The sequence below is a fragment of the Mesorhizobium sp. B283B1A genome (genome assembly GCF_020165735.1).
Classification (GTDB): Bacteria; Pseudomonadota; Alphaproteobacteria; order Rhizobiales; family Rhizobiaceae; genus Mesorhizobium; species Mesorhizobium opportunistum.
In genome coordinates, this window is the sequence record NZ_JAIUIQ010000043.1 from 11,642 (window position 1) to 35,294 (window position 23,653).

Consider the following 23,653-nt stretch of genomic DNA (forward strand, 5'->3'; position numbering starts at 1 on the left):
CACGCTTCTGATGATAACAGTATCGCTATCTCTGCAAGTCAGGTGCCCGAATGGAGACAGAACAACAGCAACTTCGCTGCAAGCGCGATGGCGAAATGACTGTGGCCCCGGCCCGGTCTAATGCGTGCGCAACAAGCCAACATTCATCAAAATATTGCATCGTTTAGCCGATTTGTTGGGGATTTGGTGGAGCAGGGTCTTGCAGAACGGACGGCTGCAACCTTACCAGACAAGTAGATCATGCCCACCATCCCCTCGTCACAACTGCCACCGCCAAAGAACTGGGACGAGTTCGAGGATATCTGCGCGGATGTGTTTACGCGTGAGTGGAACGATCCCAACACAGTGCGACACGGCCGTCAGGGCCAACGGCAACATGGCGTCGATATCTATGGCGCTCGTGAGGGGTCGCATCTTGGTGTGCAGTGCAAAGGAAAGAAGGTTTGGCCGCCCACACCACTAACCAAAGAGTCGATCACGAGTGAGATCGAGAAGGCTAAGTCATTCACTCCGCCCCTAGCAGAATTCACAATCGCGACGACAGCGGAGAACGACCAGCTCCTCCAGGGGCACGCCCGCAAGATTACCGAGGAGCACCGCAAAGCCGGTTTGTTCTCAGTTCACGTTCTGGGCTGGGAGGAAATTCAGCGCCGGCTGACCACGTATCCCGAACTAGTAGAAAAACACTACGGGTTTGTCGCTCTCGCTTCGGTCGATCGCAAGGTTGATGACCTACAGCGCTCGGTTGATCGCATCCTCAATGTCGTCAGTGTCCGTGTCGCGCCCACCGAAGCGGGTGAAGGAGCTGGCCCACCTGCTCTCACTGATCCGGCTGCTAATCAGACAAGCCTTGCAGAGGCTTTGGAGCGGGACTTTTTCGCGCGCTACATGCGCGCCCTCCGGCGGGGCGGCTTTGTAGAAGCAGCGTCGGTCGATGAATTCGCTTTGCTGGCGACCGATCTTCGGCAAGCGAGCAATCGATGGGTGTCCACAGCGCTCAAGCGTCGCATATTCCTGCGAGCTGCTCGAAGCCAAGCAGTCCGCGGCGCGATAAACGATGCGGAGACGTTTCTTGAATTAGGTCGAACGGCCAAGGGCGAGGATTCCATCTTGCCGGCGGAGGCGCGGTTGCAGGCGGCACGAGGCGATGTTGCGGGAGCCGTGCGCTTGCTACGCGATGAAGTTGACCCTGAGTGTCGCGGCGTCCTGCTCCACCTTCTGCTTGCATCCCAAGGTCCTGCCGACGCACGCAAGTGGTTCGATGGATCCAAGATTTCGGTATCCGAGTTATCTGCGGGCGGCGCTCAGACGCTGATCGAGATAGCGATCAACGAGCATGACCTCGCACAGTCGGCACGATACCTCGCCGAGGTAACTGACAGCCAAATCGAATTCGATCCGAACCTCCTGTTTTTGAGAGCGTGCGTTCGGTTCGCGCTCCTCTTCCCAAAAGCGGATCAGATCCACATCGCGAGGGGGGTTCCACTTGATATTCGTGGTGCGCTGCCGATCCGGGATGACACGGGGTTCGCAACGCAGCTCGATCTCGCGTTGGCGGATTTCCGCGCTGTTCGGAAGGATTTGCATGACCTCGGACTAACGCACGCCCTGGGTGTGGCTGATCGATACATTTACTGGGCCGAAATGCTGCATCCAACTCTGAAGGAGGCCGCCCTTGCTCGCCTTCGACGTGAAATGGAAGAGCCCAGGACTGCCGTACAGTTTCTGTCGTTCGCCCTCGCATTCGATCCGGTCTTCGACCCAACTCCGATTCGATCATATCTTGAAAAACGCGAGGCGTTTGGCGGACTTGATGACGACGACCTGAACGCGCTCCTGACCCTTAGCTTCCACACCGCCGATCCGTCGCAAATGGTGAAGGTCGTCGCGAAATTCCGGCAACAACTTGGTGAGCTGTTCTCGCCTGAAATCATTGCCAATCTGGAAATTCAAGCGCTTGCGAAAACCGGCGACGCCACGTCGGCTCGCTTGATCTTGGATCAAGTGCGCGCACGGCTGGATCAGTCCACCGTGCAGGCGCTGGAAGTTGAAATAGCGAAGGCGGAAGGAGCCGATCCGGTTACCGAGCATAAGAAGGCATATGAGCGCGATCCCAACCGCGAAACGCTTCGTGCTTTTGTTCACGCGCTGATGGCGAAGAGTGATGACCGCGCGGTCGGCGAATTTTCCGAGAAGCTGTTCGAGCTTTCCGGCGATCCGACAGACCTCAGAAATGCTCTCGTCGCATACGCTGCATCCGGTGACGAAGCCAACTTCAGGCGGCTGGCAGTTCTCCATCCTGATATCGTCACCAAAGACGGAAGACTCCTAAGAAATTTTGCGATCGTGCAATACCGGGGCGGCTTGCTTAAGGAAGCTCGACAAACCCTCGACTCGCTTGTGAACATCTTGCCAGGCGAACGCGATTTACAGCTTGAAGTCGCCATAGCAATTGAAATGGGAGACTGGGAGGCTCTGGCATCGCCGATCAGCGCCTACCTCGCCCAGTCATCCAGATATAGTGGCCTGGAGCTCATTCGTGCGGCGCATCTTGCGCAGGGGATCGGCGGTTTGCACTTAGAAGCCCTGATCGATGCCGCGATCGAACGATCGCCTGATGACGCGCACGTGCTGATCGGCGCGTATTCTCTTGTGTTGGATAACGGACTGGAAAACAAGAAGCCGGAAGCCCAAGAATGGTTCCGGCGCGCAATCGACTTGTCCGGTACGGATGGGCCAGTAAAGCGCTTTGAACTCAAAGAGCTGTTGTCATCTCAGCGAGAATGGACGGCGCGCACGAGCAACATCACCGGGTCGGTGGTGGCTGGCGATCTTCCGCTGTTTATTGCCGCACCGGGGCTGCGGACCACGCTCGTAGATGTCGCGCTTCGTGGACTGATCCAGAACTCAGAACAACCCGATGGCCGGAGGAAATCAATTCTGCCGCTTTTCAGCGGCTCACGTCCCCCATCGCCCCTCGAAGACGTCAAGCGGATCGCGATCGATCTATCTGCTGTGCTGACTCTCGGATGGGTCGGCTTGCTACCAAAAGTGTTGGAAACCTACGAGCAGACCATCATCCCGGCCGGTGCGCTGCATGAGTTGTTTGCGGGGAAAAATCGCATCGATAAGCTGCAACGGTCACGAATTGTCGAAGCCCGGGCGATCGAAAAGGCGGTCGCGCGAAACCAGCTAAAAGTTATGAAGGACCGACTCAATCCGTCGGATTCTCTGACGCAAGACGTGGGCGAAGAGGTCGCTCGACTGCTTCGAGCTGCCCAACGCCTTGAAGGGGTCCTTTTGCATCCGGCGCCGATCCGCCGGGTGTCGCTTGAAGACAATCGGGTTTTCGATGCTTCAGCCTATGAGCGAAATTTGATTGACCTTCATTCGGTGCTCGATGAGTTGGTCGACCAAGGCAAGATTGATACTGGGACGGAAAGTATCGCGCGCAAGTTCTTCCGGCTGCAAGACCAGCGATGGCCGAATGGCGCGAAGGCTGATACTGGCAAAGCGATATTCATTGACGGGCTGTCGTTGACGTATCTGATGACCGTCGACCTCCTGGCGCCCTTCCTTGATGCGTTCAACCAAGCCTACATCGATGTTGCCACTGAACAGCAAGCCAAGTCACTTATCGATGCCGAAGAAGGCATCCAGCGGATAGTCGAATTCATTAATCTGATCCGGCACGCTATTCGCGGGGCTTATTTGCAAGGGAAAATTGTGTTCGGCGCGAGAAATCCGGGCCGACACGAACAAGACGACGACATGCCTTCGTCCACCTTCTACCTGCTGCATGATCTGCGCGACGTCGATGCGGTCGTAATCGACGATCGGGCAATAAACAAAGAGGGATTCGCGGCCGACAGGCAGGGAAACAGGAGTCCTGTCGCGACGACGCTCGATATTCTAGCGGATTTGGAACGGCGGGGCGCGATCAGCGATCGGGAGCGCCGCCTGTGCCGACACAGACTTCGCCAGGCAGGTGTCGGTCTCGTGCCGGTCGATACCGAGGAGCTGGTGATTGCGGTCCAGCACGGCAGGCCTGGTCACGGCGCGGAGTTCAGAGCGATCCGGGAAAGCCTTGACCTTGCCATTCTGCGCGAGTTGCCGCAGTTCCCTGCCGAGATCCGTTGGCTCGCAAGCTGCTGGTCAGCGATCAAGCACGCGATCATCCAGGTATGGGAAGTGGAGCCAGATCCAACTCGCGCTTCATCGTACGCGGACGCTCTGCTGGCGACCTTGCCGGTTCCGGATGATTGGATCGGCAGGTGGAAAGAGCCCCCGCCGGGGTGGAGCACGGCTGTCGAGACGGCCATGATGAGCGGGCTCCTGATTCCCGTCGAGTTGTCGGACACGGCACTCAACAATTATCTCAAATGGGTTGACAAGAAAGTTGTTGGCGGCCTGCACGAAAGGTCACCGCGCACTTATAACGCCATCGTCGAGCACGTTAAGACATTCGTGATGGCCATTTCGGAGGAGAGTAGTGATATCGATCTCTCCGAGTAAGCTTCGGCGCATGAAGGCGATGTACGCCCTTCAAAAGCTTCCAACCTCAATTCGCTCTGCCGTCCTGGCCGATGGCGAACTCGCCCGCGTCTTCGGTATTTCCCTTGAGCGGCCTGTTCATCTCGGCGACGTGGAAGTCGTAAGCTTCGAACAGCTTGTTGGCGCGTTTCGAAAGATCGTGGACGGGAAGAAGGGCGTGAAGCTGACAAACCAGTCGGGAACGGAGGTCGACGCGAAACTCAACCTTGCGAGTGACGGCGCGATGATCGTTGAGTTGCCGCAGCATCGCTTCCGTTTCAATTTCGCCAGTCTTCTTGCGACAAAAAAGGTACGGCGCCTGGCGGCCTTCGACGAATTTGCGTCGAGATTCTCACTGCCCGCCGATGGGCAAGCCCAGGCTCGAGCTCGGTTATCCCGCTCGAAGCTTGATGAGAAAGCTTTTGTCGAAACGGTCGATCTGTTCTCGGCAAGCCCGGAGCTTTTTGCGGAAGAACTGCGGGTGAAGGCTGAAGCGAGAGAAGATATTACCCGAGAAGATTTTTTTCCTGAGCATTGCGGCTATTGGGATGCTCTGATCCCAGCACCTCGGGAAGCGGGCAATTTGAGTGAGTACGTTGCAGCGGAACTGACAGACGAGTGGCGGCGTCGTCTTGGCGTTAGTCCTGGTCGAGCCATTCAGTCGTTGATCGGAACGTGCGCATCTGCGCGACTGACGCCGGTGGGGTTACTTAGTCTCGCCGACCCGGATGACGTTGCAGTCGCCATAACGGACAACATCCCTGGGTCGAGTCCGTACGCGTTGGTCGGGATGTTTGAGGTCTGCGCTTCACTGTCAGCTTCGCAAGGCCGGTTTGCCGATCTTAGTGAAAGGCTTCTCGTCGAGCTGGTTGGCGATATGAACCGGTTGGAGAATTCGTGTCGGGTCTATGCGGCAGCGTTCGTCGTCACCACTGCCTACCTGGCGCAGCATGAGATACTCAGAGAACGGCCTGCCTATTGGCGTAGGATCGCCGCCGCAGCACATGCGAGCGCGATCTTTGTGGCCTTCGCCAAAATGGAGTTGCGTTACGATCAAATTGTGCCTTGGGCTATGAGGCTGTCCGGAAATGAGTTTGTCGTCTCAGTATTCTTGGGCTTTTTTGATCAGCCTTTGTGGCGGCCAGAGTGGATCGATCCACGCTACCTCGTGGCCGACATGGTCGGTCGAACTCTCAATGCTGTTCACACTGTGCGTAACCATGGGGCCACAAAATGGAAGCCGCATACGGAGAAGGCCCGCGCGGCGATTTCGGAGCGAGGGATGGAATTTGCCATGTTTCTTCCTTCACTGCTGGAGGGAGAGCGGAAGGCAGCCTACATGGACATGCCCGCGGAAAGTGGCATCGGGGAGAAGTTCCATCAGTTTTGCGAGGAGCCGAGCATGGAAAGGTTCCACCCGCTGACGGATGTGCTTATGCACTTTAACATTCCCCGTCGGGGGCATGAGGCGATCAAATCGTTGCTAGAGGGGTTGCGAGGCGGGAGCCTAACGTCGGACAAACGTCCCGTGATCAACGGCTTGTCGACGCTTTCTCAAATCGCCGCTCGCGACCATGACACGAGCCTTGCCGAATCTATAGCCAATGCGGTGATTGAGCTCTCTGCCGATGAGGCCAATAGCAGCCACCCCAGCGAGGCCGCGTGGCGGATCATTGAGTGCGCCGGTGCGCAGCCAACCAAGCACGCGCTCCGTGCTTGGCTTGCGGAGAAGCTGGAACGACTAGCCTTCGCTATTCCGGCTCCCCCGTCCATCAGTGAATTGCCTGAGCTGATATTGATGATGCGAGCCTTTGATCCGGCACTCGGGATTTTATTAGCGCGAGCCGGAGCAGCAGCCCGGTTGGCTCGGTCCTAAATTTCGCGACGGATCGAGCCGAAAATTCGCCTTGGACCGACCCATATTGCTAGGCGTACTATGACATCCAGCCGAAGTTGTCACTGTGCCACCGCTATGCTCGCGGCCCGACGAGGTCCGGGTACGAATGCGGCCATCAGTTTCAAACTGACTCACTACCACCGCCATCGCTGAACCCATGCCACGATTCAGGTTCGTTGTAGGACCAAGCTGTTGCCGCCGGTGAAAAGCTTCCGGGACCATAGAAATCACAAGTTAAGGTGTGAGCGGCCGGTAATTGTCTGCCGACGCGCCATCTCGTCAGCCGTCTTAGAGCGACATGGTGTAATCGCTTCCCCTTCCTTGTACTTTATTGTCATTTTCCAGTTGTGAGACGGCAAACTCCGGCCTACAGCTGATTCTGGCAACGGCAAGGGGGATGCAGGGGTGCCAATAGTCTTTGTTCATGGCGTCAACAACCGCAAAGAGGACGCCGATTTTCTAGACGATCGAGCGCGCAAACAAGAATATTTGAAGACGCTGCTTGCTGGGCCGCTCGGCCTCGATGTCGAAAAAACTGCGATCAGTTTTCCCTATTGGGGAGGCGACGGGGTGAAGTTCTTATGGAACCAGGCCTCCCTTCCTGGTGGTGGTGGTGTGGAGGCCCTTGCCGTCGGACAAGCGAATGCCGAAATAGACTTGCGACTTCAGGAGGCCCGTGAACAGGCTGGAACTGACATCGTCAATCTCGGCGATCTCAGTCGCGCCAAAGGATTCGCGGAGGCAGTCGACTTGGTGTGGGACACTGCTTCTGCCACATCAAACGCCTCGCAAAATGTCGAAAGGATCGCCGCTGCATATGAAGCCTCGCAGCGCTATCTGCAATCGAACCCCGCGCCTGCATGGGCGATGAAAACCCCGCCCCTATCGAACGCCGAGTTTGTTGACGAACTCATGAAGGGGATAAAAGCACTTCCCGACGGCGATCCAAAACTCGAAACGCTCAGCTTGAGTGGCTGGCTTCAGTCGACACGGGAAGCATTGGCCCGTCTGGGCTCGGCTCCCGGCGACGCGATCACGGCTGCCACCCTCTCGCTCGCAAGGAAGTCACTGCACACAAAGGCTTCTCGGTTCTTGGGGGATGTGTTCGTCTACCTCAAAAACCGCGGCACGGCTGCTGTGCCCGGACCGATCGTCAATGAGGTCCTTGGGGCGCTGCGAACAGCCGAAGCAGCAAAGAAGGCTGGCGATGACAAGCTGATAATTATAGGTCATAGCCTCGGGGGTGTCATCGTCTACGACATCCTGACTTATTTTGCGCCAGACCTTAAGGTCGACTACCTCGTAACGGTCGGCTCGCAAGTCGGCCTTTTCGAAGAAATGTCACTCTTCGGCAGGGCGCTTCCGGCGGGAATGCCCACAGAACCGAAGAAAGATCGGATTTCGCCCAACCCGAATGTCGCGGTGTGGCTGAACGTCTTCGATACAAACGATGTATTTTCATTCTGTGCCGAAGGCATCTATCAGGGTGTGCAAGATTTTCAGTACGACACCGGCTATGGGATGCTCGAGGCCCATGGCGGATACTTTGCCCGGCCGAGCTTCTACAAACGCTTGCGGATGCGTCTCGCGCGGTAGAGAAACCTAGATGAGCCTGGTTTTTGAATCACAAGCTATCAAAGGTGACCCTACTGCCGCCGCAACGCATGTACTGTTGATTGGCTGTGGAGAGTACCCAAGCATCGCCAAGGCCGGATACGGAAGCCTCAAGCCACTGTCGTCGCCGAGGCTCTCGGTGGAAGCCATCGCGAATTGGTTTTTAACCGGCGTTGATGCCTTGCCCGCAGGTCAAGCCAAAGATTCGAGCGAGGCATTCTTCAATAGCGAGGCGCCCCTTGGATCCGTGGCGATGCTTACATCACCAAACAATGCGTTTGTGACGCCGTTTGGCAGCTCCATCACGCCCACCAGACCGACAATCGCCAATATCAGAGCAGCGTACCTAGCCTGGCTAGAACGGGTCGCGCTCAATCCAGACAGCCGCGGCGTATTTTATTATTGCGGTCACGGCATCAGCGACGGATTAACACAATATCTCGTGGCAGACGATCTCGGCGAAGATCTTAACAATACCTGGGATGCCGTATTCCACTTGACGAATACGCTCCAAGCCTCGATTCGAAAGGCCAGGGCGAGTCTTTTCTATTTCATCGACGCTTGCATGGAACTCAGCGAAGAGATGATCAACCAGATCGACTCACCACGAGCTCTTTTAGGTGGGAAAAGGACCGGTACCCCCACCACGAATGAATGGGCGATCCTCCGCGCCACCACTGCCAACCGCGTAGCCTACGCACCCGAAGGCGGTGTCGCCAAGTTTACGGCAGCTCTTCTTGCGGCACTTAAAGGGCATTGTGGCCTTCAACATCCAAGTGGCAACGGCTATGGTGTCGGGATTGCAAGTCTGCGAGAAGCTATCTCAGCATTCTTGGAGTTTGGGCAGCCGGACGCCGGCGACGATCGTCAAAAGGTTGGAGCCACCGAGGGTGACGGCACTTGGACTGTCCCAATGCACATCCAAGCCAAGCGCCCTTCCATTTTGCTGGAATTGGACGTCGTGCCGCTAGGTTTTCGGCCCGTGGCGCAGGCCTTCATGGAAGATACCGCGCAAGCTCGCGATATTAAGCCACTTGCAGTCGGTCCCGCCCAATTTGTTCGGGAGCAAGGAGAGTGGACTTATGGCGCCAACTCAACTGATTCCACTTCGTTTCCAGAGCAGGTCCTGAGTAAGCAATTTCTGACGCAGGCCGCATTCCGGCGCCGCTTTACGGTCTCGTCCTGAGAGGATCACGTGACAGATCTGACAGTTCACATCACCGCCAATAGCCAGGACGATCGGTTTCTAACCTTCCCGGTCGACGTTTATTCTGCCGTCGGTGACCTAGTCGCTTCGGGAACTGCCTCGCCAAACCGGCCTGGCAGTTTGACATTCGCAGACGGCAAACGCGGCCCGCTAGACAGAGTGCACGTCTTTATAACGCCGCCTAGCGGGGAAACCGCCCAGCAGATTGTGGAGCTAAAGAGCGGCAAAGGCGAAGTCCATTTCGACATCAGGAGCACAGTGCCGACGGAATGGCTTGAATGGGTCACGCCATTTCATCCGTTGGATCACCTGGTCAGCAACACGCAGGCTGTTATTGCGAGCCGCCGCCCGATCGGCAAGGTTTGGATGACCTTATGGTCGTTGTTGGACGGACGATGGCAGAGCAGGTCACTTGATGCCGAAAATCGCCTGAGTGATCGCAGCGGCGTTCAGCAGATCACTGTTGCCGTACCTGACAACCCACATTTGCTTCAAATCGGCGGAGACGAGTTCGGCTGGCGGTTGGTGACCCTACCGCCAGCCCAGCGGGTGCGCGTTGCGTTGACACGAAGCGCACGCGAGAAAGGTGACACGATTGATGTCACGGTATCCCGTGAACAGCCAGACAATGAGATTCTTCTGGCGTACCTTTCGGGGGGCGCGGTCACTGAGGCGAACCGGCTTGCTGACATACCGGAGATGGCGGACCGCCTCTTGGAAGAGAAAATCAATGATCCCATCTCGGCGGTTGCAGCGGGATATTTCCTTCTGCGAATCAACAAACTGGCCCAACGCACAGACTGGGTCAGGAACCTGATGAACTGGTTTCCTGCAATTGCCGACGGCGCAATCCTTTCAGCGACGCTGGCGGCACAGACAACAGGTGCAAAGGACACCGAAATTCGTAAAAGCATAGGTGTTGCTCTCGACCGTGGCCTGCCGATCTTCTCGATCGGCGCAGCACTTCTTCACCGCACAATGTCTGCGGTTCACCGCGGGCGCCATGAGACGAAGAGGTTTCACGAATCTTACTTGGCGCTGCAAGCTTATGTCAGAGCCGCATCCCCTTTGGGCCCGTATTTTGCTTTTCGGGGGTTGAGTCCCGCGGAGCCGACATGGGTCTCAATTTTTGGCCAAGAAGACAATCCTGGCTTCGGTCTGAGCAGCGATGGCACACCGCTTCAGCGCCTCGTCTATGCGCGACCTGCCACGGTCCGCGGGCGCTACGGTCGAACCGCTGTCCAGCTGCCCCTAGCCCCCGTGAGCGCCAGTGCAGAAACCGAAGTCCAGACGCAGGCGGTGTTGGAGCCTCTCCCGTCTTCAGGAACCCCCGGCGTGCACATACGACCTCTGGGTCGACAACGGAACGGCCGTGGGCTTCCATTTCGCGAGACTACCTTTCTGTCTCACCTCTCTTTGCCGACTGAGCGTTCAGTCACACCGGACCGCCCATCGTCTGGTTCAAGGAAATTCGCAGCGCCGATTGGTTTGAGGGACGAGGCTATCCCTGACGGGATTGGGACTCCTCCGCCACCAAGGCAATCGGAGCGTTATTGGAGGGAACAGCGCGAAGCGAACGCCGTCACTGTCTTTGAGGACTAGAGGGGTTAGCAGGCACCGCGCTTTGCACCGACGCGTTGCGAGATTAGCGGATGCGCTTAATGCGTCTGCAGGTCTAAACAATTGTCGCCCGCCGAGATAGGCCCATGTCATCCGCAAACCTGACCGCCATTATCGATCTGTGTGATGAAATAGCTAAGGATGACCGGTGACAAAACCTGGCTTCCGCGGCGCCCATCTGCGATGGCCCTTCGACCGGGATAAGCGGCCGTTCAGCGTACGTCTGGTCGAACCAACGGCCTACCACCCCAGTTCACATGCCGCAATTTTCAATGCTGCATTGACCGCAATGCTAGAGCCAGTTCGTCGACCGCTTGACATCTATGACGCGGGAGCTCCGACCTTCAATAGCCGTCGCTTTGACCTTATCACCTTCCCCGAAGCGTTCATCACACCAGGAACGCTTTGTGATACCCTTCAAGCGTTTAAGAACTTCGGAGCATCGGGCTGCGTCCATACTGGTCTACGTGCGAGTGTCGATGAAAACGGGCCCCACCTTTTCTCCACGTCAGAAATGCAGGCACTTGTCGACGACCTCACGTCGATCCTGCCCACGACCAAGGTAGATCTGCGTCCCTTCACCTTATGGCTGATGAACCAGGATCCGCGCGACTACTTCAATCTTGGTTGTCTTTTTCTCAACGACGCGGATGGACACACCAGAGTTTGTCTCCATCCCAAGCTCGTTCGTTCCAAGTTCGAGATCAGTTCTTCTCGACGGCAAACGATGGCGGAAGCAAATCTGCTGACTTTGATCACGCTAATGCCGCGGCGAAAGGAACTCGGCACGATCACGTTGCAACCGCTAATATGTTCTGATGTCCTCCCGCTCGAGACGGATTCGGGACGGGATCCGCCTATGAAGGCCGTCAATCGGTTTGCCGATTGTTTGGGAAAAGCGCCTCCCGACCATATCGATATTGTTTCGGTCGTCACATGTACGCCGCAAAGCGTAAGACAGCGCAATGGCAGCTCAAAGCCTCGCATTTGGCACGACCTGTTCCGGACTGCGTTCCTCGAGGCGGCGCGCGATCCGGCATGTGCGCGCCATCATTTCGCAGCAATCGTCCTCGCTAACTTCCGCGAGTACCGCTCGAGCGCAGCTGGTCTCTCAGGCGTCTTCTTACCAGTGGCACCAACCCCACTTAGTTTCCGCCCGGAAACAACCGTGTCACTGTGGGGCCGTCCGAGCAAACGATACAAGAATAACCGCTGGTCCGAGGCGGGTGAGGCGATCTCAGCGAAGTGGTCTCCCCTAGGGTTCATCGCTGCACTAGATCCCTCATATAGTGGTGCCGGCAGGATTTTCGGCTTCACCATTCATCGCCTTCTGCGCGAAGTGTCTCCTTGGGAGCAAGCGACGCGGCTCACCAGCATAGAAATCTGGGATGGCGTGAATGACGCAGCAGGTAAGGTGAAATTTATCGAGAGAGTTGAGCCATGAATGACGTCGACCGTCGCCGACACGATTTCGAGCGCAACGCACCAGCATGGCTGGTCGTACGGCACTTTTTGCCGGCGGGGCTGGTACTTGAGCTCTTCGGAGCCATTGTTCGGCGGTGGGGCCGCGGCAAAATTACCCTCGACGACCTCGCACGATTCGACCTTTCGGAGGGGCAGCCATCCTTGGCCAGTCTGGCATACCGGCCACACTCCAAGCGAGGGACGCTGGCCCGTGCACTAAGTCAGCTATTCCAAAGCATCGTCTGGCAAGGTGACCAGTCGATTGGACTAGAAAGTGACCAACAGGATAGCTCCAACGAGAGCGTCGCAGCCCTCAAGGCGGCTCTCGTCCTAAGTCATCGAGACCTGGCGCGGATAGAACAGTGGAGCGATCAGATCGCAGGCGTTGAAGGACTCGGATCGATCGTGAGCGCCATGAGTGCGCTGTCGGCTGGCCTTTCTAACAATGCAGCGAATTTGAGTTTCGTTGAGGCGCAGCTCGCTGAATTCGACGGATCGCCCGTGAAGGCCCTATTGCTTAAGCATCTCGGCGATCTAGCTGCCGATGTCGACCGGTGGGAAGCTTCAGAGGCCATCTACCAACGGGCTGGTCAGCTAATTGGAATAAAACCGGGAACATGTTGGGAATCACTCGGCATTTCCCTGCGCACAATCGTTGGCCAGTCGTACGCTGCAGCAGTTCAGATAACGCGCGGCCCCAGCGCCGCCGCCACTCTGCTAGACGAATTGATCGACGGCCATCCGAGCAACGATCCGCTTCCCCTTCTAAATGCCAGTTTCGACGCGATGGGTGCCCACTTGGCCGCCGGTGATCTAGAGTTTCAGGGCGAGCGCGGTTCTGTGCTTTTGGCACCGCAGCTAATCAATGCACATCAGCCCGGTTACGGTCTCGCGAACTCTCAAGAGGGTCGTCAAGAGGATTCCAACCGCTGGTTTTGGGCGGTGCTGCGTAGGCAGATAGCCCTCGGCTCGGCACTAGTGAGCCGCGACACAAAAGCGTCCTACGCGCGTTCGCTCATCAACTTCCTCACGACAGCGTTCGGCAAGAACTTTCTAGAGGAAGAATTCCTCATGGCCGTTCGCCTCTTGCTTGAAAGTGGCCGTGACCGGACTGCGGACACAATTTTTTGGGAACCTAAGGTCGTGGCGGCCTATGTCACACTTCCATTAGTCGAGGCCGCTGTTCAACATGCTAATAGGCATGCCGGCGCCGAAATTGAGCGTCGGCGCGTGATACTCGTCCTCGCTCGCAACTGGCTGAAGGTACTGCCATCTGAACGCATCGACGTCGCGACAGCTTTGTTGAATTTGCTCATTCGCTTTGCTCAACAGCCTAACCAAACGAAGCGTCCGGTTAGCGGCCTAAGCACTGAAGCGACCAAAGCCTTAGGCACTATCGGCAGAGACCGGCCCGAGCTTTCGGTTATCATCGCGGAAGCGGTAGGCAACATGTTGGCAGATCGCTTCAGGAATGCGGGCTGGCATTCCATAACTGAAGCGCTGGACGCCGCCGACGCTTATGTGGACCGATTCAGCTATTCCTCGCTCCAGGCGCTTGTGGGACTCGTCCTCAACAAAATCAGCGACGCCAACAGTTCGCAAGAAGGCTCGCCGCTTTTGCGAAGCGCACTAAATTTCCTTGGAAATGATCGGATTGTTGCTCTGACTAAGGATAATACGAATGCGCTAGGCGGCCAGCTGGCTCGAGCAATTATTCGCCTATCTATGGACACGGGCGCCGAGCAACAGCGCTTGATGTATTGGCTTCGGGACGTCGAGCCCGGGATCTTGAAAGACACCAGTGATCAAGCTCGCCTTGACGAGGTCGTTGAAAGCCTAATCCAGAAAGCTGGTATGGTAGCCTCCAGTGAGGCCTCCGGCTGCGCCCAGGCGTTGCTGATCGCACCCGCTATCTCGGGAGTTCGCGGCGTTGAAGCGGCAATAGCGGGATTGGGCAAACTTTTGGCGTCGGTCGCGAGCGGCGGTAGTGGCTTCGCAGCAATCGATGCATACCGGCCGTTGACGTTATTGAGTACCCAACATGACGAGATCGCGAAGAACGCGGGGATTGAAACTCCGACGCTGGTGTCAATCATGGCGGAAATCGAGGCACCACTGCACGGCTTCTGGGAAAAGGCAGCCGCCTCGCCCCAGCTGTTCAATGGATTCTCGCTGCCAATGCCGACCACACCAAATCCAGTCATCGTCCACAACTGGACCTTTGCGTCGCTGGCCTTCGCGCGCGCAATTGGCCGTCGCGAAGCCATGGAAGCCGTATTGGACCGCGCGGCGCAGAACTCTCTTTTGCGGCCGGCGATTCTAACGGGGCGTGCGGTGCGCGTAGGTATCGATGGCACCCCGTTCGATCTGTCGACCATCGCAGATCAGCCTGCAGAGGCATTCTATGCAGCGTTGGGTGAGCGCCTTCTTCAGTTGACAAAATTGCCCCCGGACCAGCGACCTGAGGTGTTGCGCGCTTTGATCGAACGATGCCTGCAGATAGGGCCGTCGGGCTTGGATGCCGCATTGTTCATGGCTGGGATCCAGGACGGAGTCGAATTGCCGCGCTCAATCTCGACCGACGGTTATCACGCACGCATGCGGAGGAGCTCGGAACTGCGACTCGGGCTGATGCCACTTTTCGCTGGCGTGGTCCCAGGTTTCGATGATTGATCGCCGGTGCATCGCCGGCCAGCCGCGACAGTCGCAGCGGTTTGCAAAGAATGGCTGTAGAGCGGTCGATCGGGCGACCCGCGTCAGCCTTCTAGCTGACGAGTTAAGTGCCTAAAAGCTCTTCAAGGAGCCGCGGGCTCGCGGTCGGCAAGCGAGACTCATCAAGTCATCAAGCCCATTTTTGCGATAGTACATAAGAAGGCGATTCCGGCCTCGACTGCCACGCTCGAGAGGCAGAAAGCGCATAGCGTTGCGACGGAAGATCTTGTCACAAGCGTCGTCTGACAGTTCACAATCAATCCGCAGAAAGGCATTGATGCTCTTGATGTAGTGGTCGTAGCCAGCTTCCTTCCCCAGCATGATCCAATCGCTGCCATACAGACTGTGGTCACAGCCTTTAGGTCACGCCGCTGACGCTGATTTACGCCGCCTTACGGCAGTGTACGAGGACGGACTACTCAATCCTAGCGCCGGTCACTGCCCACAGGTGAAATGAGCGCAGAAAAGTGACCGGGACTCCTCCCGGCTATGATTTTTTACGGTGGTGCTCCTATGATCAAAACGGTCCGCCGAACCCCCTCTGCCATTCAGCTAGCTTCCCGAGCGCCTTCCGATAGGTGGCGTCATCTCGGACGTACAAGAGCGGCGTTGTCCGCTCTAAGTCGTCATCCCGGCCGTTCAGGAAAGTATCGACATGCTTCGCTGACAAAGACTGCTTGGCATCGGCAGTGATTTTCTCCTGATATCGCTTGCGCTGGACCTCGGCGGACAGCACGCCCCGAGCCTTGGTCAATCCCGACTCGCTATCCTCCGCGGCTTCCAACGGCGTCATTCCGCTCAGATCGTCGCGTTTCGCGTCCAGAAAGGCCCCAAGGTTAGGGCCGCTCAGTTCCGTTTCAGCGTCAACGCATAGCCGGTCCCGACGCGATTGCCTAAGTCGGTTGGCTTCCTGGATCTGTTTCTGCCGTAGGCCTTCGGCCTGCTTTGCTCTCTGAGCCTTGCAGCGCTCGATTGCGCCTCGAATAGGCAAACCCAACGCCGTATGTGGGATCGCGCCGCTCTTGCCAAACATCGCGACAACGGCGTGTATTTCGGCAGCGATCTTCGGCGCTTCGATATCAGACTCGATCGCGGCCCGATATGTCATGCTCGACTCCGCGTGGATAGAATCCAGCCACGACTCGCCGGTCATGTCCCCTCGCTCTTCGGCCGGAAGCTCGGCTAATATCCAATCGACTGCTTGCACTGCCGCATGCACGACAGCGGTTCTCTGTGTTTCTGCCAGCGTGCGCGCGGTCCACTTGTCCGCAAGGGACCTCTCCAGCGTCACTCCGTAGCCTTGCTGAACGAGAACGCCCTTTCCGAGCAGGTTTTGCAGATAGTTGTCGATCGCCTTCCAGGCGGGCGCGAAGTGAGGTTCGGCGACAGCGACACCGTTCGCCACTTCGGTAGTGACACGCTGAAATTGCGGTCGTATCAGCGCATTCTTTTCCAAATGCTTGGCAATCGGCACTGCCTTGGCAACTGCGCCACCAAGGCACTTGTCGTGAAAGACCTCCCCCAAGATTGCGGCCTGCCATACCGCAGGTGGGACGGTGAAACATGCATAGCCGGCGACCTCGATGCCGACGTGTTCGGCTAGTCCGACCGCTTGAAGTTCAGCATCACGCGGAACGACAATCTTCTTTCCGGCCAGTTGTCTCACTGCGTCGACATATGCGCGCGTAAGGTCGTAAACCCGGTTCTCATGCCTGGCCTGATAGTCGGCGAACCGCTTTTCCTGTGCAGCCTGCCATGTCTCTTCGTCGGCGCGGCTCTTCACCATCGCTTTGTCGATATCGGGATGATAGAGCCAACACCGTGGCGCGGATCGAAGCACCGCATCCGCGATCTGCTCACGTGTCGAGTCTCGGGGCAACTTTGACAGGTCAATCTCGACGGCCATGACGCCGTGTTCCCGGAGACGTTCAATCTTGGTCTCGTCGCTCGCGTGGGTGACCGCGACTTCAACAAAGAGGTCATACCCTAGCGCCCGAACATACAGGTCCGGGATAACCTTCTTCGCGTCAGTGAACTCGATTCGGAGGAATTGCGTCGTGACCTGCTGACCCGGCTTCGTCACGACGTTGCCCTTATTGAGCCCAAGGCGTTTCGGCAGGAGTAGCGACGGGTCGGCTCGAAACACCTCCTTGGCAAGGAGATGTAGAACGGTTTCAGGACCGCCCCCGCACGCGTCGCCACCGTGGTGCCCGAAGTGCGGCACGTTCTCATCACCCTTGCGAGCCACCAACCGACCGCCACAGGCAGGGCAATCGCAGCCGCAAGCAATGCCGCGCTGAACCTCGCTGATATGCGCCAAGGTGCCGTCCGGCCTCAGCCCGTAAACAAGCTGCGCACGATCGGTGCCGAATGATATTCTCGCATTTTTGTGGTCGTCCACCTCGCCTCCGGTTTGCTCCGTTGAAGAGCCGGGATGCTCGGCAATGCCGCCTGACGAACGCCGAGCCTATTCCTGTTCTCGCTTCGCCTCCAAAAGGAATGCTGTCGCCACAGCGGTAATTTTGCTAGCGGCCTGCCATGCGTTGAAAAGTTCGCTATGTAAAACTTCAAGATCAGCCACCATCGCATCGCGGCCTTCATCGGTCTGAATTTTGAAGCCATGGGTTTCATAGAACCGATGGACCAGCCTGTTTCGAGCTTTGAGCGCACACGCGAAGCGATCCACCAAACCATAGTCAAGGCTGACACAATTCTTCAATGTGCCTAACAACTGGCCCAGTGTGCTGCGGTCAATGTGGTCAAGGACCTTTCGCGCATCATCGGGGTCAACCTCATGGTGCCAACCGCGTTCAAGGCCACGGGCGCATAGGAGCAGCGAACCAAGCTCGGTCTCGAATAGCTGCGCCGCTTCCGCTGCTTTCCCGAATTTCGCATAGAGTTCGTCGCGTGTTGCCATCTGGGTATTCAGCCGTGTCTAGATCGGTGGGCGATGGCCGAAGAGCATTCTTAGCGCCGCGACGGTCTTTTCATACCGCATGCCTGACGCTTTGCCAGCCATCGACTCTTTGACGAAGTAGCAATACCGACTGGCGCGCTCGGCTTCGTCCTTGACCTCAGCATCCATAATTATGTGGGGCGTGCAACCGATCGACCCGTCAGGATTGACGCGGACGTATAGCGCATCCTGTTTCCGTCGATCATGCTTGCCAGATGCCACCTTGCGAGCCGCCTGGCTGTAGTTAAGGTCTCCATCCGCGTAGCCGCCCATTCCGGTTTCCCATCGAGCGACTTTCTCATATCGTAGCAATTCGAGTGCGCTGGCAATGTCGATCGGGAAATGATCATCGCCCATGTCGAAGTCCTCTGCGATCATTCGCCGGGCGTCTTCGATGTCTTCCCAATGCATGATCATGTAGTCCATGAGCATGCCGACCAACTGCTTGCATGAGTGGTCGTTCATCGCCCTTAGGATCGGCCGCGAAAGCGGAAAGATGCCGATCGTTACCAGAATGAGCATGAAGGCTTTCGCAAGCTCTTCCTGTGCGATCAGGATCAGGTAGAGCCGTGTCGATTTCAGCTTCTCGAACTCGAACATGTCAGCGTCAGCAAGCAGACGCTCGGCATTCTCGACACAGGCCGCAATTGTTTTAATCAGCGTCTTCGGCGACGATACAATCAAGCGTGACATTGGACCTCTCAGCGGAGCTCGCGCGAGGATAGCAAAGTTGTTCACTGAAGCCTCGCGCTTGCTCCTGATTCGCTACTAGTCTCGCGCCACGGATCAGCCTATCGAGACTCGGCGCAACGCCGTGGTCCATTCCTCGTCCCACGGTGTGCTCGGCAGAAGCAACTGGCAATGCTGCCTATGGGCGAGCGGTTCAAACCGCAATCAAATCGAGCACCAGCTGATGCCGGAAGGTGTCCTGAGCCAACAGCCCGAAGGCAAAAGCGGCTTCATCCAAGCTGCGGACAAATGATAGCCGGGCGCTCGGCGCCGCCAAAGAATTCGCCAGAGCGGGCCATGTGGCGTTCACGGATCTCGGCAACTCGCCTGCCTGCTGCGGAACTCACGGCACTTCTTTCAACGGCGTCAAAATCCCTGAAGGGAATCCGAATGACCGCGCACCCCCTGGGAAAGTGCTGCGCGATCCGCCCAACGATCGAGTGGCTGCTCCCGGTCACGGCGGGAAGCTCGCTCGGTAGGTGCTCGCCATCAAAGTCACATGGGCTTCAAGCGGTGGCCGCAGTTCGAATGCCCGGGGCTCCCGAGCGAAGTTCCACAGTCTCATCAGTAGCCAGTCGTCGCGATGACCATCGGAGGCCGCCAGTTCGTTTCGCGTAATGTGGAACGGTGTGCGCTCCCAGCCATTTGTCGTCTTGACCTCAATCAGACGATCGCTGCCATCTACGCCGAAGCTCCGAATGTCATAGCCCGCCCCATCGCCGTCGACGTGTGACACCCAGCGGATGTGATTGGCAAGGTCAGTGCGTCCCGCAGCAAGCAGGCTAGCGCGCTCATGGGCGAGGATGCGCTCCTCTCCTGCGCGGCCGAGCGCCCGGTTCTGAGCGTCACGCTGGGCGACATCGTACTTGCGGGCGATAGCGGCCATCTGCTCGGTCTCGTCCGGTGGCGGAGCATTGCTGCGCGACGGCGGCGGTCCGATCCACAGCATCGTCTCCTGCCGCAAGGCCGACTGCAAGCGGTGCATTTCGATGCGGTCGGCGGGCGCAAGCCACTCCGGGTGACGATCGAGCCATCTCACCACGGCGTCGACGAGCGACGCCTGAAAATTATAGGCCGGCTTGTAGCCGGGGATCCAGGTTTCACCGAGTCCCTTGAGGACCGCGCTAATATTCTGGTGCTTGTACTCTATCGAACCGCGCGGGCGGCCGATCGCCGCCTGGAGAAGGCGATTATGCCCGACCTTACTGTAAGGCTGCCCAGTGACGTCGTGACCCAGCATCACGAAATAGCCCGCGACGATTGCGTCATTCTGTTCGTCAGACCAGTCAAGAGGCATTGGAGACGTAGCTTCAACTACGAAGAAGTATCTGAGCTTCAATCATAACAGCAGCTGCCGCAGCACGACCAGTGCACGACAGCGGGTGGGCTGCCTTCTTGAAGATGCAAGGCCATCTACACGTCATTTGCAAAGTACAGCCTGATCGCGTCCTGCTGCCTGCCGAGCGTGCCATCCTTCCGGAAGCGAGTTCCGTCGACCACAAAGATGATACCTTTCTCGCTAGAGTAGACGGCCGTGCTCGTTACAGAGATGCGGACGCTGCGACCTTGAACCTGCCCAGTAACGATATCACCGATTTCGATCCCGAGGATTGATTTTGCCACCGCCGAGCGCTCGACCTCGAGCTCCGTTTCCCATTGCTCCAGCTCCTCTTCGATCCGCGACCAGGCATCTCGGGCCGACCGAAACGGGCGGTCGGCGCCGAACCAGATTCTGTCGGCCAACGCGAGGGTATCGTTCGGCACGTTTCGCTCCATCGCGCGCGCGGCTCCAGACAGCATTTCGCATACCTGCTCCGCGTCTATTAGTGCTCGGAGCCGATCGCGGTAGGGCGCAACAGTCGCTCTAGTGATGGAAGGAGGCAGAGGTACTTCACGAGTGGGCATGTAGTCGATTGGCATAATTTCACGCAGCGCCAACCTTGCGGTGCCGATGCACTCAGGGGGCTCTTCTTCGCGCCAGGCACGTCGCGTGCTTTGTACCCAAATTTCCGAGGCTGAGATGCAGAGGGTGCTGTCTAGAAACATGCGCGAATCCGGAGTGTGGATGTAGCGGGCAGACCAGGAATGGTCAGCCGACGTCAGCGGCATCACCACATAGTGGAGCTGGTGTTCGCGAACCATGCGCACCAGAGAGGCAATCCGCTCTTGTAAGGGAACGGTCAGGCGGACAAGAACGGCGGGACCGTTCCCGCTCGACCACCGGTTTCTATGCTCGCTCTCGAACATGAGAAGCTGGGGTTGAGCGAATGGAAGCAGCTTTCCGACTAGACTCGCAGCGCTTCCCTGCAGTGAGTGGCTCCAGCGGGCATCGATCTTTCCCTGCTTTACCCACTCGTGAGCGCGGTTCTGGATCAGCAGCAAAAGTTGCGCCGCGAGGTTCGGATCGAGTTTCACGAGTCTGTTTCCGGTAACCTCAGCGTCGACACCTTGCGCCTTCAGGTCAGCTACCGCGGCGCTGTAGAATTGCTGTTGAAGACTGGAGAGAGTTCCGGCTGCTTCGATGCGTGCGGTTTCGCGCCGGCGCCGATCGATCTCCTCGCGGAAGGCACCCAATGGTGGGCGCCGAGGACCTCGTCCTGACTGGATTTTGGCCCAATAGCCTCGAGGTGGTTTGGGGACCTGCAGGCGCCTGCAAAGCTTGGCGAGTGCCACATCGGAAATACCGAGTTCCTTTGCGACCTCGCTTGTCGGCCTTTCCCAGACTAACGCGAAGAGTTCCTCGCGGGAGAATTCTCGTCGTTTCATGCATGTGCCTCTTGCCGGTCCTCCCATAAGTGTTTCATTGGGATCGTTCTCAAAATGCAATGGCCTCGCTCAGGGGCGAAGGTGCTATTCACAACCCATCACATATCTGTTGTTTCGACAGAAGCGGATTCCCTCCCCGTCCGCGAGGTGTTATCCTCTTCTCACTCTTGGAGAAGCCGCGTCGGACGCTTCTGAAAGCTGTCGAACATGCCGGGTGATGCCGATTCTGACTTGCTTGCACGTATTCGGTCCGCGTCGGTCGTGGTGGTCGGGCACGTGCGCGAAGTGCGTCCGTCGGGCAAAGCCGCCGCCGGAAAGAAAACCGGCCCTGTCCGGATAACCGAGCACGATCCCGCCATCGCCGAAGCCGTCATCGACGTTGACGAGGAGATCAAGGGGAAGCCGCCGGGAAAACAGGTCGTTGTACGCTTCCCGACCTCCACCGACGTGATGTGGTTTCGCTATCCCAAACTCGAAGTCGGCAAGTCCGGCGTATTCATCCTGCAGCCGGACGTGCTCGCGCCGAAGGCCGAGGCCAAGGCCGCCGGATCTGCGATCAGCACATTCAGTCTGCCGCGGAAAGATGACGTGCTACCGGTAAGCGACGCCGCGCGCGTGCGCGCGGTCGTCAAACGCTCCTCGACCGACGACTGATCGCACCGCCATCCCCGCTGCGGACGCCGCGGGTGCCCGCTCACCCGCTCACCTTGAAAAAGAATGGATCGATCGAGGGCGGGACCGAATTCTGACCGTTGACGTCGAGCAGCCGGCGCGTGTTGAAATCCGCGTTCCGCTGGAACGTCACGCCGTTGGGGAAATGCGCCATGTCGGGCACGTTGCTCGCGGAGAAGATGCCATAGAAATCGCGGCTGACGGCGAGCATATGGTCGTAGTCGCCGAGATACGGGTCGAAGGTCTTGACTGGGGTGGCCGCCGGAGTGGTTGCGAGCGTGAGGTCCGACCAGGTATTTCCGCCATTGGCGCTTCGACGTAGATGCGTTTCCCATCGCCGAGTGGGACCAGTTCCGGTCAACTGCTGATACAGAAGGCCGACGACGCCATCGGAGTTCACCGCGAGCGCGGCATTGGTCGCGCGCGGCACCGTCAAGATGTCGCTGGCCGACCAGGAAACGCCACGGTTGGTGGACTTCCTGACGTGAATTGTGAAACCGGTAGCGGCCTCGTCCGTGCCCCAGGCGATATAGACGGTGCCGCTCTCGCCACTGCGCGGATCCACCGCGATCGACAGCGTCCCGCCCATGCGCTGCTGACCGTTGGCCGTCAGGCCGTTTCGGTTGAACGAGATCGTCACATTCCTGACGATGCGCTGCCCGACGACGCCATCGGCGGCGTCCTTGAGATCCTCGAAGGGAGCGGGACTATCTCCCCACTCATCGTCCCTGACCACGACCACGTCGGCGTTCACCATGAGCGTGTTGGCGCCGAAGTCGCCCGTTTGCGACCTCCACCCGTAGAACGTCGCATACACGGTGCCGTCCTCATGGATCGAGGTGCGAACCTGAGGGCCGTCCTGTCCCGCCGTCCCCGTGGAGCGGCGTTCAAGCCGGACTTTCTTAAACCCAGGTTGGGCGGCCGCCGCATCAAGCATGAAGTCGAGTGTGGCCGTCCTCCCGCCCCCGGCGAAGTCATTGCTCCCGATATAGACGCGTTGCTTCCCGGCCGCCGAGCCGTTGGCTACCGTTGCCGCCTGGGCAAAGGGCTGGTCGGGTTGCTGACGGTCGTCGAGCACGTCCATCGGTATCGTTGCGCTGAAATCGGCGGTGCGCAAGATCGCCATGCGCGTCGACTGGTCGGGACTGTCCTGTCGCAGGATACCCGCGTATAGAGCGGGGCCGGTGCCGCTGAAAGCCACCGTGATATCGCCCGTCATGTCGCCGCCTGGCACGACCGTATTCAGCGTCCACGTGTTGCCGCCATCGCTTGAGAAGAAATACGGCGCCGATCCGCTCTCAAGGGGATCCGGCGTGAAAGCTGTGGCGACGATCTGATTGGTGTTGGCAGGATTGACCGCGATCATCGGTTCGCTGTCCTGGTTCGTCTCCGAACTCAGCGATTTCGGAATGACATTGACCAGGAGAACGCCGGCAGCGCCGGCCGCCACTGCCCCCGCGCCCGGCACCGCCCTCTTGCGGGC

The 23,653-nt window shown here is 58.1% G+C and carries 14 protein-coding genes; 8 read left to right on the forward strand and 6 right to left on the reverse strand.

Annotated features, from left to right (window positions below):
• Positions 1-240: 240 nt before the first annotated feature.
• The 7 genes from LB577_RS27350 to LB577_RS27380 all read left to right on the forward strand — a co-directional run bounded on the left by LB577_RS27350 (position 241) and on the right by LB577_RS27380 (position 15,008).
• Entirely contained in the window at positions 241-4,515 is a 4,275-nt protein-coding gene (locus LB577_RS27350; protein ID WP_224689684.1) for a hypothetical protein, read from the forward strand.
• Positions 4,516-4,525: 10 nt separating this feature from the next.
• The gene (locus LB577_RS27355; protein WP_224689685.1) at positions 4,526-6,409 is read left to right on the forward strand and encodes a hypothetical protein; all 1,884 of its coding nucleotides are present in this window, start codon (positions 4,526-4,528) and stop codon (positions 6,407-6,409) included.
• Positions 6,410-6,835: 426 nt separating this feature from the next.
• Complete coding sequence (locus LB577_RS27360; RefSeq protein WP_224689686.1) at positions 6,836-8,026, forward strand: hypothetical protein; 1,191 nt, start codon at positions 6,836-6,838, stop codon at positions 8,024-8,026.
• A gap of 10 nt (positions 8,027-8,036) precedes the next feature.
• Positions 8,037-9,230, forward strand: coding sequence for a caspase family protein (locus LB577_RS27365; RefSeq protein WP_224689687.1), 1,194 nt, complete (start codon positions 8,037-8,039; stop codon positions 9,228-9,230).
• Between the two features lie 9 nt (positions 9,231-9,239).
• Entirely contained in the window at positions 9,240-10,853 is a 1,614-nt protein-coding gene (locus tag LB577_RS27370; protein WP_224689688.1) for a hypothetical protein, read from the forward strand.
• 166 nt (positions 10,854-11,019) lie between these two features.
• Complete coding sequence (locus LB577_RS27375; protein ID WP_224689689.1) at positions 11,020-12,315, forward strand: hypothetical protein; 1,296 nt, start codon at positions 11,020-11,022, stop codon at positions 12,313-12,315.
• Entirely contained in the window at positions 12,312-15,008 is a 2,697-nt protein-coding gene (locus LB577_RS27380) for a hypothetical protein (RefSeq protein ID WP_224689690.1), read from the forward strand. The genes LB577_RS27375 and LB577_RS27380 overlap by 4 nt, the downstream gene beginning before the upstream one ends.
• 556 nt (positions 15,009-15,564) lie before the next feature.
• Here LB577_RS27380 and LB577_RS27385 read toward each other — a convergent pair.
• The 5 genes from LB577_RS27385 to LB577_RS27405 all read right to left on the reverse strand — a co-directional run bounded on the left by LB577_RS27385 (position 15,565) and on the right by LB577_RS27405 (position 21,498).
• A complete protein-coding gene (locus LB577_RS27385) occupies positions 15,565-17,448 on the reverse strand; it encodes a competence protein CoiA family protein (RefSeq protein ID WP_224689691.1) in 1,884 nt (627 codons plus the stop codon).
• Between the two features lie 66 nt (positions 17,449-17,514).
• Positions 17,515-17,964 carry a hypothetical protein gene (locus LB577_RS27390; RefSeq protein WP_224689692.1) on the reverse strand — a complete coding sequence of 150 codons (450 nt, stop codon included), beginning with the start codon at positions 17,962-17,964 and terminating at the stop codon, positions 17,515-17,517.
• 18 nt (positions 17,965-17,982) lie between these two features.
• The gene (locus LB577_RS27395; RefSeq protein ID WP_224689693.1) at positions 17,983-18,696 is read right to left on the reverse strand and encodes a hypothetical protein; all 714 of its coding nucleotides are present in this window, start codon (positions 18,694-18,696) and stop codon (positions 17,983-17,985) included.
• Positions 18,697-19,186: 490 nt separating this feature from the next.
• Entirely contained in the window at positions 19,187-20,029 is an 843-nt protein-coding gene (locus LB577_RS27400; RefSeq protein WP_224689694.1) for a DUF3883 domain-containing protein, read from the reverse strand.
• A 116-nt stretch (positions 20,030-20,145) separates the two neighbouring features.
• A complete protein-coding gene (locus LB577_RS27405; RefSeq protein WP_224689695.1) occupies positions 20,146-21,498 on the reverse strand; it encodes an RWP-RK domain-containing protein in 1,353 nt (450 codons plus the stop codon).
• A 207-nt stretch (positions 21,499-21,705) separates the two neighbouring features.
• Here LB577_RS27405 and LB577_RS27410 point away from each other — a divergent pair, with 207 nt between their 5' ends.
• Positions 21,706-22,152: a hypothetical protein gene (locus LB577_RS27410; RefSeq protein ID WP_224689696.1), complete on the forward strand. Its 447-nt coding sequence runs from the start codon at positions 21,706-21,708 to the stop codon at positions 22,150-22,152.
• A gap of 40 nt (positions 22,153-22,192) precedes the next feature.
• Here LB577_RS27410 and LB577_RS27415 read toward each other — a convergent pair whose 3' ends face one another.
• Positions 22,193-23,620 carry a sialidase family protein gene (locus LB577_RS27415; RefSeq protein WP_224689697.1) on the reverse strand — a complete coding sequence of 476 codons (1,428 nt, stop codon included), beginning with the start codon at positions 23,618-23,620 and terminating at the stop codon, positions 22,193-22,195.
• Between the last annotated feature and the right edge of the window lie 33 nt (positions 23,621-23,653).